General features: G+C 68.4%; 13 protein-coding genes. 3 read left to right on the forward strand and 10 right to left on the reverse strand.

Going from position 1 to position 12,508, the window contains the following annotated elements:
* Positions 1-14: 14 nt before the first annotated feature.
* Positions 15-452, reverse strand: coding sequence for a rhodanese-like domain-containing protein (locus tag N415_RS08445; protein ID WP_068179511.1), 438 nt, complete (start codon positions 450-452; stop codon positions 15-17).
* The gene (locus tag N415_RS08450; RefSeq protein ID WP_081665127.1) at positions 452-1,042 is read right to left on the reverse strand and encodes a cysteine dioxygenase; all 591 of its coding nucleotides are present in this window, start codon (positions 1,040-1,042) and stop codon (positions 452-454) included. Before N415_RS08450 ends, N415_RS08445 begins: the two co-directional genes overlap by 1 nt.
* A 112-nt stretch (positions 1,043-1,154) precedes the next feature.
* Here N415_RS08450 and N415_RS08455 point away from each other — a divergent pair, with 112 nt between their 5' ends.
* Both N415_RS08455 and N415_RS08460 read left to right on the forward strand, forming a co-directional pair.
* Positions 1,155-1,598 (forward strand): lipoprotein LpqV, encoded by a 444-nt coding sequence (locus N415_RS08455; protein WP_239645471.1) that lies wholly within the window; start codon positions 1,155-1,157, stop codon positions 1,596-1,598.
* Positions 1,599-1,687: 89 nt separating this feature from the next.
* Positions 1,688-2,743 (forward strand): patatin-like phospholipase family protein, encoded by a 1,056-nt coding sequence (locus tag N415_RS08460; RefSeq protein ID WP_152531285.1) that lies wholly within the window; start codon positions 1,688-1,690, stop codon positions 2,741-2,743.
* Here the strand turns inward: N415_RS08460 and N415_RS08465 are convergent, their stop codons facing one another.
* From N415_RS08465 to N415_RS08490, 6 genes are all read right to left on the reverse strand, one after another.
* On the reverse strand, positions 2,744-3,610 hold the full coding sequence (locus N415_RS08465; RefSeq protein WP_068179524.1) for a patatin-like phospholipase family protein: 867 nt from the start codon (positions 3,608-3,610) through the stop codon (positions 2,744-2,746).
* Positions 3,607-4,476 carry a class II glutamine amidotransferase gene (locus N415_RS08470; RefSeq protein ID WP_068179530.1) on the reverse strand — a complete coding sequence of 290 codons (870 nt, stop codon included), beginning with the start codon at positions 4,474-4,476 and terminating at the stop codon, positions 3,607-3,609. The genes N415_RS08465 and N415_RS08470 overlap by 4 nt, the downstream gene beginning before the upstream one ends.
* Before the next feature lie 41 nt (positions 4,477-4,517).
* Positions 4,518-4,991, reverse strand: a complete 474-nt coding sequence (locus tag N415_RS08475) for an SRPBCC family protein (protein WP_152531290.1) — start codon at positions 4,989-4,991, stop codon at positions 4,518-4,520.
* 18 nt (positions 4,992-5,009) lie between these two features.
* On the reverse strand, positions 5,010-6,068 hold the full coding sequence (locus N415_RS08480) for a dihydrodipicolinate reductase (protein ID WP_068179532.1): 1,059 nt from the start codon (positions 6,066-6,068) through the stop codon (positions 5,010-5,012).
* A gap of 97 nt (positions 6,069-6,165) precedes the next feature.
* Positions 6,166-7,794 carry a long-chain fatty acid--CoA ligase gene (locus N415_RS08485; protein ID WP_068179534.1) on the reverse strand — a complete coding sequence of 543 codons (1,629 nt, stop codon included), beginning with the start codon at positions 7,792-7,794 and terminating at the stop codon, positions 6,166-6,168.
* A 117-nt stretch (positions 7,795-7,911) separates the two neighbouring features.
* Positions 7,912-8,991, reverse strand: coding sequence for a YncE family protein (locus N415_RS08490; RefSeq protein WP_068179535.1), 1,080 nt, complete (start codon positions 8,989-8,991; stop codon positions 7,912-7,914).
* A 489-nt stretch (positions 8,992-9,480) separates the two neighbouring features.
* Here N415_RS08490 and N415_RS08495 point away from each other — a divergent pair, with 489 nt between their 5' ends.
* A complete protein-coding gene (locus N415_RS08495; RefSeq protein ID WP_081665128.1) occupies positions 9,481-10,641 on the forward strand; it encodes a methyltransferase in 1,161 nt (386 codons plus the stop codon).
* Positions 10,642-10,649: 8 nt separating this feature from the next.
* On the opposite strand, the gene N415_RS08500 is transcribed toward N415_RS08495, so the two are convergent.
* A complete protein-coding gene (locus N415_RS08500; RefSeq protein WP_068179538.1) occupies positions 10,650-10,988 on the reverse strand; it encodes a P-II family nitrogen regulator in 339 nt (112 codons plus the stop codon).
* 16 nt (positions 10,989-11,004) lie between these two features.
* Positions 11,005-12,411, reverse strand: coding sequence for an ammonium transporter (locus tag N415_RS08505; protein WP_068179541.1), 1,407 nt, complete (start codon positions 12,409-12,411; stop codon positions 11,005-11,007).
* Positions 12,412-12,508 lie beyond the last annotated feature (97 nt).

Consider the following 12,508-nt stretch of genomic DNA (forward strand, 5'->3'; position numbering starts at 1 on the left):
GTCGCCGCCATCGGCTAGAGCCAGCGTCGAACGGTTCTGCCGGCGTTCGCCAGGGTGTCGGGGCTCGAACCACCGAGCAGCTGGTCCAGCACACCGGAACCGGCGAGCGCGTGGTAGCCGCCGATGACGTCGGTGGCCCGGAGCAGGCCGATATCCAGCAGCGCGGCCGCCGCCAGGCTGGACGTGTAGCCCTCGGAGCACACGATCACCCACTCGACGTCGTCGTCGACGGCCTCCGGCAGCCGGGCGTCGCTGGTCGGGTCGCAGCGCCATTCCAGGACGTTGCGTTCGATCACCAGCGCACCCGGTATCTCGCCCTCGCGGAATCGCTGGGCCTGCGGCCGGATGTCGACCAGCACGGCCCCGCGCCGCAGCGCCTCGGGCACCTCGACGGCGCGAAGGCGGCGAAACCGGCGCCGGGCCGATCTCAGGACGACGTCGATGCGGCTCATCAGGGTCCCTCCGGTTGGTCGGTCAGTTCGGTGCGCTGGCGGCGCAGCCGGTTGCGCTCGGAGACTTCGTAATACGACATCGCCGTCAGCGGCGGCGAGTAGGCGTGCACGCTCAGCGTCGGCTGCACCTTGAAGGTGGCCACCGGCTCGGGGACTGGCCTGGGCGCCCACACCACGTCGTGCACCCAGCCGAGCGGGAAGCCGGCCTGATCACCCGCGTCGAGCCGGCGTCTGCGCAAACCCCGCCCGTCCCAACGGAATTCGTTGAGCGATCCGGACACCACGGTCAGCGCGCCCAGCGACCCGCCGTGGTCGTGCAGCTCGGTGGGATGACCGGGGACCCAGCTGATCAGCCAGACGTCCAGCTCGTCGTCGCCGTGGATGCGGGTGAACCAGCGCTTGGACTCCGGTATCCCGCCCTTGGGCAGCAGGTGGTCGCAGCGCCCGCTGAGGACCTGATCGGCGGCCTGATCGGTGGCATGTAGCAGGTCGGGCACCCGCAGCCGGGTGGGTCCCGAGGACGGCGACGAGACGGTCAGGGGGCGAAGCGCACCGGAGGCGACAGCACGCGTCGCAACGGGAACAGACATTGGGGAGCTCCAGGGTGAACGGATCGGGCAAGCGGCGGCGGGTCAGGGCCGACAACACTCGCAAAATCCGAAGCGCTCCATCACGGCAGCCAGTGTTGCATAGATTGGGATGGTGCGTTGGTGCGGTCGTTCCCCCGGGCAACGGGGTGGGGTGCTCGTCGCGGCGTTGTTGGTGGCGGTCACGGGCTGCTCGCAGGGCGCACCCAACGGCGGGGTCGCCGTGCCGTCGGCACGACCGTCGGGCATCCCGGGCGGCCCCGCGTCGCCGCCGCCCGGCGCGGTCGGCCTCTCGCCGGGCGGGGTGACGACCAGGGTCGATGTGCCCGCGGATTCGACCGAGGAGGAGTATTTCCAGGCCTGCCACGCCGCGAAGGTCTGGATGGAGGCCCAGCCCAAGACGGATGGGTCGCTGTTCGAGCCGTACCTGCGGATGGTCCAGGCGTCGCAATCGGGCACGGCCGGCACCTGGAACGCCCGGTGGGCAGACCTGACACCGGCCCGACAGGCGGCCGTGATCACCGCCGCCCGCGCGGCCGCCAACGACGAATGCGGGTAGCGTTCCGCGCCCCGCGCCAATTGTGATCATGGGTACAAAAACTGCCTCCCCCGCCGCCGAGGGGGGCTTCGGCCGAGCAAAATGAACGCATGCCCGGCGGACGTGGCGGAACGGTGACGCGTCGATCTTCGCCGACCCGGGTGGCGCTGGCGCTGGGCAGCGGCGGGGCCCGCGGTTACGCCCACATCGGGGTCATCGAGTCGCTGTCGGCGCGTGGCTACGAGATCGTCGGCATCACCGGGTCGTCGATGGGTGCGATCATCGGCGGTCTGCAAGCGGCGGGACGCCTCGACGAGTTCGCCGAGTGGGCGAAGTCGTTGACGCAGCGCACCATCCTGCGCCTGCTGGATCCGTCCATCAGCGCGGCGGGGGTGTTGCGGGCCGAGAAGATTCTGGACGCGGTGCGCGACATCCTCGGCCCGGTCGCCATCGAGCAACTGCCGATTCCCTACACGGCGGTGGCTACGGACCTGCTGGCGGGCAAGTCGGTGTGGTTTCAGCGCGGCCCGCTCGACGAGGCGATCCGGGCGTCCATCGCGATTCCCGGCGTGATCGCCCCGCACGAAGTGGGCGGACGCCTGCTCGCCGACGGCGGCATCCTCGACCCGCTGCCGATGGCCCCGTTGGCCGCGGTCAACGCCGACCTGACGATCGCCGTGGGCGTCAGCGGCAGCGAGGTGATCCCGAAACGAGAGTCGGAGCCGGGCGCCACCGCCGAATGGTTGAACCGCATGGTGCGCAGCACTTCTGCGCTGCTCGACACGACGGCCGTTAGGTCACTGCTCGACCGGCCGACCGCGCGCGCCGTGTTGAGCCGATTCGGCGCGGACGCCTGGTCGGATGAATGGGAGGCGGAATCGCCGTCGGGCGCGGGCGGACTCGACGAGACCAGCGTCGTTCCGAAACTGGGCAGCTTTGAGGTGGTGTACCGCGCGTTCGACATCGCGCAGTCGGCGCTGACCCGCCATACGCTGTCGGCCTATCCGCCCGACCTGCTGATCGAGGTGCCGCGTTCGACGTGCCGCAGCCTGGATTTTCACCGTGCGGTGGAGGTGATCGCGGCGGGACGCGCCGAGGCCGATCGGGCCCTGGACGCCTTCGAAACCGATCCGGAACAGACGAGCCCGCCCGCGCTCGAGGGTTGATCAGGCGCCCAGGAACCGCGCCACGGCCCGCGCCTCGCGGCGGCCTTGTTCGCGCCCGGCCACCGCGGAGTCGATGCGGCAGCGCGGGTCCAGCGGGTTAGGCCCGAAAGCGGCCAGCGAGTCGTCGTCGGCGAACACCGCGTGGGTCGCGCCGGCGAACGCGGCGATCTCGGCGGCGGGCCCGGCGCCGAACGGCGCCGGCGCGGGCCCCGACGGGACCAGCACCACGGCGGCGTCGCAATCGCCGGCCACGTCGAGGTTGACCGAGCTGCCGACGCCGCCGTCCATGTAGCGCCGGTCGCCGATCGTCACCGGCGGCCAGGCCCCCGGCACCGCGCAACTGGCCGCCACCGCGTCCACCAGCCCGACGCCGGAGTCGCGGTCGAAGACCACCAGTTCGCCGGTGGCGACGTCGATTGCGGTGATCCGCAACGCCCGATCTGGCCAGTCGTGTGACGGCAGGCGCTGGGCGATTACCTGGCGCCGGACGGCCTCGGGGACGGTCTGGCTCGCCAGCGCCACGGCCCCGATCCGCCGCATCTGCTGTTCGGTCCTGTCCAGCGCGTCGTCATAGGGCTGGCCCAAGGCTGTCAAAAAGACCTCGGTGATGTCGTCGACGTCGACGCCGGAATCGATCTCGGCAGACGACTCGGCGACCTGCCGGTCGAACAGCGCCTCGATCGGGCAGCCGCTGCCGATCTGGGCGGCGACCGCGGAACCCGCCGAGGTCCCCACCAGCACCTCCGAATCCAGCAGGAGTCGGGCCACCGCCGGGGACTCGTCGGCGATGCCGCGCAGAACCCCTGTCTCCCAGGCGATTCCGGCTATCCCGCCGCCGGCCAGCACGAGCGCGCGTCTGGTTGTCACGCGGATGCACCGGTGTGCTGGGCGCGCCGAACTGACTCGCTGAGATCCTCGCGACGGAGCTGATGGCTCGGCGGGTCGGGCAGCACCAACTCTGTGGTGACGCGCAACCCGGCGTCGACGTGGACGAGTTCGCCAGGTGCGATCAGACTCCAGCGTGGGTCCTCGTCCATCCGCTCGGTGGCGAACACCACCGAGGACCGGTTGCACAGCGGCTCAGACCATGCGCGAATTCGGTTGGTCTGCATATCGAAACTGGGTGCACCATCGAGTCGCCGGTCCAGGAGATAGAGCTCGTGGGTGTCGGGGTAGCGCAGCGCCCACATGTCGGTGGCCGTGCTCAGCAGGACGTTGACCGCGTAGATCGGCGCATTCCCGGCGAGCCACCGCACGGCGTCGACGAGGCCCGCCGTCTCGTCGCCGTCGCGGGCGCGGATCGAGCCGGTGATCAGGGCGAACACCCGCTCGGAATCGGTCTCGCCGAGCACCAGGCCGTCGGTGCCGAGCTCGCGCAGCCGTTCGTCGATGCCGTCGAGCCCCTCGACCACGCCGTTGTGCGCGAAGATCCGGCCGTCCTGCAGAAACGGGTGGGTGTTGCGGACGTCGAGCGCACCCGTCGTCGCGTAACGAACGTGGGCGACGAACGTGGTGCCGGTCAATTCGTGCGCCTCGGTGGCGAATTGGGTGTCTTGCCAGGCCGCGATCGGCTCCTTGTGCAGCTGCGGCCGACCGTGCGCGTCAAACACACCGATGCCGGTGCCGTCCGGGTTCTTGCGGCTCTGCGCGGACAGGCTGTCCGGAGCGTTCAGCAACCAGAAGGTCGCGGTGCAAACGTCCGTCCCGGCGTGCAAGCCAAAAAGTCGGCACATGGTGTCGACCGTACCGAAAGGCCCGCGACGGCCCCGCGGGGTCAGCCCGTCAGCATCGCCGAGAGGTCCCGCAAGGCTTGTCGCGCGTAGCCCTTCCAGATGCGGCCAAACAGCGGCAGGCCCCAGGATGTCAGCGGCGACCTGGGGTAGATGTCCCAGCGCCAGGTGATCTCGGTCCCGCCCGCCGCCGGGGCGAAAATCCATTCGCCCACAACATGATCGACCAGCAGCGCCATGGGACCCCGGATCTTGGTCAACCGGTAGCCGAACGACCGGGGCGGGTCGACGCTGGTCAGCTCCTCGCGCATGCTGGCGCCGCCGGCCAGGTGCACCACGCGGGTCTGGCCCGCGGCGTCCCATGCGCCGGTCTGCTCGCGCACCTGCCGGACGGGCGGAATCGGGCCGTGCCGGCGCTTGAAAAGCTCGGGAAGTGGTGCGGGCAGCGTGCGCTGGAAGGCCTCGTCGGCAGGGACAGGTACGACGAGGGATTCGCTGACGACGAGCGATTGTGGCACTGGCATAACGTCTTTCATTCAGCGCGCCAACCCTGGCGCGGCCCGGCCGGTGATCAGCGGCAGGTCGAAAAAGCTTTGAATGCCCGCCGGGGCGGCACAAGTGGCGGGGACCGCGTTGACGCAGTGCGCGGCCGTCGCGACGATCCCCGGATTGCTCGCCAACCCCGCCTGCACGCTTTCCGGCTGCCAGCCCTTGACCGTCACGAAGGTGTCCGGGTTGCCCCGCACCTCGATCTCGTAGCGTTCCCCGCCGGGCCCGAAAGACCAAGGCGGGTCGAGGTTTTCCGATCCCATCAGCCAGTTCACGGTGATCCGCACCACCACGGTGTCACCCACCAGAGCCTCCCAGTGGAAGCGGCGCCCGGCGACCTGGCCGGGCTCGATCGCCCCGATCGGCGAGTCGATCGGCGCGGTCGCGACGGCCACCTCCTGCGACGACCGGATCTGCGGATCGGCGGCGAAGCCCAATTGGTCGACGCACAGCCGGACCGACTGGAAAAAGCCGCCGTCGAGCAGCTTTTGCATGGGCCCGGTCAACGCGCTGTCCGGCGTCCCGCCGAAGCCCATCACATGGCGTAGCACGTCCGGCGCGCCGTAGGTGCGAAGGTCGGAAAACTCCTCGGCGCGAACGAAGGTCACGCCCGTGGACATCGCCGAGAGCAGCAGCGGGAACAGTTCGGTGGCCGCACCGGGCCCGATGCCGGCGCCGTGCAGCGTCGCGTTGCCGGCCTGCGCCGCGACTTCCAGTGGGGCGCCTTCCTTTTCGGTCGGGTAGAACCAACCCAGCGGCGTGACCACGTTCTTGCCGGAGCGCAGCAGCGCGGCGACTTCCTCGACGCTGGGCAGCAGCGGCGCGTAGATGACCGCGTCGGCGGGCTGCGCGAGCACCTCGTCGACGCTGTTGGTCGCCGTCACGCCCAGCGGCGAGGTGCCGATGATGTCGCCGACGTCCCTGCCGGCCTTGGACTGCGAATGCACCCAGCAGCCAACGAGTTCGAGGTCGGGATGTTCCAGCACGCCCTTTATCGCCGCCGTTCCGACCGACCCGGTCGCCCACTGAATGACCCGCAGGCTCATGAAGACACCTCACCTTCCTCGCGAGCAGACGCAGAATCGCGTAATTTTGCGCCGAAAGATGCGACTTTGCGTCTGCTCGTGCACGAGAGCCGCCCCATCAGTCGCGCGACTCGACCACCCAGTAGCCATGCTCGGCGTATCGCGCCCGGATGGCCTTCTTGTCGTACTTGCCGACGCTGGTGCGCGGAATCTCCTCGACGAACGTCCACCGCTCGGGCAGCCACCACCGGGCGACCTTGTCGGCGAGGAACTTTCGCAGCTCCTCGGCGCTCACCGACGAGTGCTTGGCCACCACGACTGCCAGCGGTCGTTCCTGCCACCGCTCGTCGGGAACCCCGACGACCGCGGCCTCGAGCACCTGCGGGTGCGCGATCAGGCAGTTCTCCAGCTCGACCGACGAGATCCATTCGCCGCCGGACTTGATGACGTCTTTGGCCCGGTCGGTCAGCGTGACGAAGCCTCGCTCGTCGATGCGGCCCACGTCGCCGGTGCGCAACCAGCCGGAGTCGAACTTGGAGTCGTCGTGGCCCAGGTAGTAGGAGCCGGTGATCCACGGGCCGCGGACCTCCACCTCGCCGACGGCGGTGCCGTCGTTGGGCAGCACCGCGCCGTCGTCGTCGACGATGCGCATCTCCACCCCGCACACCGGTTGGCCCTGCGTCGCGCGGAACGCCCAGTGCTGGTCCTCGGGGGTTCCCGGCGGCGGCCAGGCCATGGTGGCCATCGGCGACGTTTCCGTCATGCCCCACAGCTGACGGATCTGGACGCCGTGCTTCTCCTCGAACGTGCGCATCAGCGACACCGGAACGGCCGAGCCGCCGCAGACCACCAGGCGCAGCGAGGACATGTCGTGTTCGGGTTCGTCCTCCAGCCGGTGCAGGACGTCGTTCCAGATGGTCGGCACGGCGCCGGCGACGGTGGGCCGCTGGGTTTCCACCATGCCTATCAGCGAGCGGGCATCGAGGTGGCAATCGGGCAGCACCAGGTCGGCGCCCGCCATCAGCGCCGAGTAGGGCAGCCCCCAGGCGTTCGCGTGAAACATCGGCACGATCGGCAGCACGCTGTCGACCGCCCCGACGCCGATGCCGTTGGTGGTACACCCGCCCATCGCGTGCAGGAAGCTCGAACGGTGGCTGTAGACAACGCCTTTCGGGTTACCGGTGGTGCCGCTGGTGTAGCACATGGCCGCCGCGGACGTCTCATCGAGCTCGGGCCAGTCGAAGTCGGGGGATTCGGCGCCGACCACTTCCGCGTAGGACAGCACGGTCTTGCCGGATGCCTCCAACGCCGCCGTGTCACCGTCGCCGACCACGATCACCGCCTGCACGGTCTTGAGTTCGGGGAGAACCGGCGCGAGCAGTTTGACCAGGGACGCGTCGACCAGCACGACGTGGTCCTCGGCCTCGTTGGCCACGAAGGCGATCTGCTCGGGGAAGAGCCGGATGTTGAGGGTGTGCAGGACGGCGCCCATCGACGGCACCGCGAGGTAGGTCGCCAGGTGCTCGGCGTTGTTCCACATGAACGTCGCGACGCGCTGGTCCCCGGTCACGCCGAGGCGGCGCAGCGCGTTCGCCAGGCGGCCGGCCTGGTGGCCCAGCTCGCGGTAGGTGGTTCGCCGGTAGCCGTCCCCCGTTGCGGTGGTGACCGTGCGTTGTCCGTGGATGCCGCAGCCGTGCCGCATGATCGCGGCGATCGTCAGCGGATAGTCCTGCATCGTGCTGTCCATCGCTGTACCGCCTTACCCTCGACGCGGCACCGCCTCGTGTGCGGTCGGGCGAATGTTATCGCCGCACACCGCCAGGAGAAAACGGGTTCCCCCGACAACGCTCGTTTGCGGGCGCTACTACGCGAGGGCCGGTTCGGCCGGCAGCAGCTCGGGCACTGCCCACTCGGCCGCCGTTTCGCTTTCGGACCCGGAGCCCGCCGCGGTCCCGACCACGGTGACCGCGCCGGAGTAGTCGGCGATGTAGAGGAACCTGGCGTCGGCGCTTTCGACCACGCACGACGGCTCGTCGCCCACCCGGATGGTGCCGACGACGTCGTGCGTGTCGGTGGAGAGCACGGTGACGCCGGCGTCGCTGACCAGGTAGGCCCGATCGCCGTCGCGGCTGAGCGTCAGGCGGGTGAGGATGCCGGAGATCTCGCTGATCTTGCTGGTGCCGATGATCTTGGCGGTGCGGGTGTCGACGGCGTCGATCACCGCCCCCAATTCAGGGGCGCAACTGGCCACGTAGGCGGTCGCACGGTCGGGGCTGAGGGCGAGGTCGCGGATGGGCAGGCCGATCTCGACGGTGTTCAGCACGCGGGAGGGGGCCGGCGCGTGCGCGTCGATGACGACGAGCTGTCCCCCGCCGGGGCCGTTCGTCGCCACGTAGACGCGGCTCCCGTCCGCGCTGGACCGCACGCATTCCGTGGTGGTCCCGGGTCGGCCCGGCAGGACGATCTCCTCCGTGGCGCCGGTCCGGGTGTCCAGGACCACGACGTCGGGACCGGCGGCGCCGTTGCGGCTGGCGTAGACGTAGTCGCCGTCCGGGCTGGCCGCCAAGTCGCTGACGCTGAACGCCAGCGGATGCGTCGAGATGACCGTGCTGGACGGCAGGTCGATGACGTCGATCGCGTCATACGCCGGTGTCGCGGTGCTGACGTAAGCGCGGTTGGTGTCGCGGCGGGCGACGGCGAGCGCGAAGGGCTCCGGCAGACCGGCCACGGTCTGCACGACGCGGCAGGCGTGGGCGTCGATGACGGAGACGCTGTCGTAGCCGTAGTTGGCCACCATCAGTCGGCCGCCCTCCGGGCTGGCGACGATCCCGCTGATCGGACCCTGGCCCAGGGCGATCCGCGTGACAATCGGAAATCCCGGTGCCGTGGCCAATTCGATGGGCTGGTCCTTGCCGTTGTGCTTCCGGTGGTTCACGCCGCGCATGCCGGCACCGCCTTCGCTCGCTCGTGGTACGTCTGGTGCGCCCCGGGACGCGGCTTCGATCAGCCGCTTGTACAGCGCCCGGAGTGATTGCTTTTAACAAATTTTACTGACCAAATTCGGGCGCAAAATATTTCCAGGCGGGCGGTGTGATCCACGTCACTCGAATAATCGCGATCGCGCCCGGATCGGGGTCGAACAATTAATAGTGGTCGATCCGGCGGCGAAAGCAAACCGCCTTGGTGGCCAGGGTGTTTCGGCCATGCAGCTAAAGGCGAAGACGAGTGGACAGGCGTCCATAAATAAGGAAAATCTTAAAAAGAATCGGTCAAAGAGGTGAATGTCACATTTCTCGCCTGAGCGCGTCACCGGCCCTAAAGCAATTTATCGACCGCCGTTTTCGTGTTCGCCAAGGGACCTGTCCGCTGAACCACCGAGCCGCCGGCAACGTCTACCACAAAGACCCGGAATCAACCGGAAGGGCTTGCCACGATGACGCTCGACGTAGGTGCCACGCCGTCAGTACGCAACCGCCCGCAGGACATCCGCCGCGAACGCCGGTTGATGCGCGCCTTCCAGAACCCCATCCTTGGCCCCCTGTTGCGCCGCTTCGGCGGCCCGGAGGACATCGTCCGGATGGGCATGTCCTTCTGGTCCTCACGACTGATCCTTTCGGCGGTCGAATCGGGCGTTTTCACCGAGTTAGCCAACGGACCGGCTTCCGAACAGGAACTGGCCGACGCGCTCGGCTGGCACCCGCGTGCCGCAGTCACCGCGCTGGATGCTCTGGTCGCCGCCGGATTGCTGCGACGCGATCGAGCGGGCCGGTACGCCAACACGATTCGCAGCGCGATGTTCCTCGACCGGACCAAGCCGAGCTATGTCGGTGGGCTGATGGAGTTGTCGAGCAAGCGTCTCTACGGCCTTTGGTCGAGCCTGGACGATCTCCTGCGCACCGGCCGTCCTGGCGCCGAGGAGGAACGCGGCGATAACGAGTTCTTCTCCATGCTTTATCGTGATCCGTTGGCGCTCAAGGGGTTTCTGGCCGGGATGACGGGCATCTCGACCGGGGAGGCGACGCTGCTGGCGGCGCGGTTTCCATGGCAGCGCTTTCGCACGTTTTGTGACATCGGTTGCGCCCAAGGCGCGTTTCCGGTGCGGGTCGCGTTGACCCACCGTCACCTGCGCGGCACGGGTTTCGATTTTCCCGCGGTGCGACCGATATTCGAAGAATATGTCCACTCGTTCGGCCTGGACCGCCGATTGAGCTTCGTCGAGGGCGATTTCCTCGAAAATCCGCTGCCGCGCGCCGACGTGATTTCGTTCGGTCACGTGTTCCACGGGCGAAACCACGAGATCCGTCAGGAGCTGGTGGCGAAGGCCTACGCGGCCACTCCCCCCGGCGGCGCGATCATCGTGTACGACGCGATGATTCAGTCCGGGCGGCACAAGAACCGCCGCAACAATTACCTGAGCCTGTTGTCCAGCCTCAACATCATGATGGAGTCGCGGGAGGGCTACGAAGCCTCCACCGCCGCCTGTGGGGAGATGCTTCGCGCCGGCGGCTTCACCCGAATCAAGGTGCGACACCTGGTGGGTCCCACCTCGGCGGTGTTCGGTTACAAGCCGGGCCGGTTGCCGACGTCGGCCTGACGCACCGCTCAGAGCGCGTCGTGGTCGCGCTCGCCGGTCCGGATGCGGATCACCTTCTCGACCGGTGAAATCCACACCTTGCCGTCGCCGATCTTGCCGGTGCGCGCGGCGCCGATGATCGCGTCGACGACGCGGTCGGCGAACGCCTCGTCGACCAGGACCTCGACGCGGACCTTGGGCACGAACTCGACCGCGTACTCGGCCCCGCGGTACACCTCCGTGTGCCCGCGCTGCCTGCCGTACCCCTGGACCTCGGTGACGGTCAGGCCCAGCACCCCGACGGTTTCGACGGCGTGCCTGACGTCATCGAGCGTGAACGGTTTGACGATCGCGGTGACCAGCTTCATGGCGTTATCACCACCTTCATTCGTCGGCGGTTTCGGCTGGCGCCGACGCAGCCCGCGTAGCCGCCACCGGCTCGACCCGCCGGCCCGTCACGAGCCCCTCGTCGGGGTAGGCCTCCTCGTCGTGCACGCCGACGTCGCCGGTCTCCAGGACCTCGTCGGGCATGCGCAACTTCATGAAGAGGCCAAGGACTCGCAGGATGACGAACGTCACGAGCGCATCCCAGACGATGATCGTGGCCGCGGCGCCCAACTGGATCAGGATCTGTTTGGGATGGTGGCCATACAGCCAACCGGCGAAGGTCACGTCCGTCCCGGTGCTGCCGCCCAGGTACACAACGACCTTCGGGTCGGCCAGGACCCCGACAAGCAGCCCGCCCGCCAAGCCCGCCATGCCGTGGGTGTGAACCACACCGAGGGCGTCGTCGACCTTCTTGAACGGCCTGGTCCGGCCGAGCCAGTTCCACGACATCCAGACCAGGGAAGAGGCGACGACGCCGATGATCATCGCGCCGAAGCTGTTGACGTAGCCGGCCGCCGGCGTGATCGCGACCAGCCCGGTGATCATGCCGTTGACCGCGCCCAGGAAGGTCGGCTTGCGCGCCTTGCTGGCGAAGATGTCCCAGATCACCCAGGTGAGCAGCGCGACGGCAGTGGTGAGGTTGGTGTTGATCACCGCCAGGGAGGCATCGGCACCGGCGAAATACGGGTCACCGCCGTTGAACCCGTTCCAGCCCAGCCAGAGGATGCCGGCGCCGACCGCGGCCATCGGAAGGTTGTTGGGCACCGCGCGTTCCCGGTCGCGCGCGAGCCGGGGGCCGATGACAGCTGCGGCGACGAACCCGCTGGTTCCGGCGGCCAGGTGGATCACGTAGCCACCGCTGAAGTCCAACGCGCCCGCCTGTCCCCACCAGCCGCCGCCCCACACCAGGAACGCGTTGACCGAGTAGGCGAACGTCGACCACAGCGGCACGAAGATCAGCCACACCTTGAAGTTCATCCGGCCGACCACGCTGCCGAGGAACAGCAGCGGAGTGATGGCGGCGAACACGAACTGGAAGTACGCCAGCGTGGTCTCCGAGAAGCGGAACTTGGGCATGGTGCCGTCCAACAGCGGGATGACGGCCTGTCCCTGGTTGTCGGTGCCCAGGATGGTGTGCGGAATCCCGACCGCGGCCCTCAGGATGCCGGGGCCGAGCTTGAGCGGCTCACCGAACCCCATCTTGAAGCCCCAGAGCACCCACACGACCAGCACCAGCGAGAATCCGGTGAAGGCCATCAGCATGGTGTTGACGGCCCACTTCTTCTGCACGATGCCGCCGTAGAGCACGGCGATGCCTGGGATGCTCATCAGGCCGACCAGAGTCGCGGCCACCAATTGCCAGGCGTTGTCTCCGGGATTCAGCCAGTCGGGATAAGGCAACATGGTTCAGACACACCTCAATTCGAGCCAGCGGGCTATAAAGCAGCTGCGGTGCGAAGTGACGCCGTAGACGGGTGAAGCCTTTGCCCGGAATGTTTCG

Origin of the sequence: Mycobacterium sp. UM_CSW (assembly GCF_000455205.1) — a bacterium.
Classification (GTDB): Bacteria; Actinomycetota; Actinomycetes; order Mycobacteriales; family Mycobacteriaceae; genus Mycobacterium.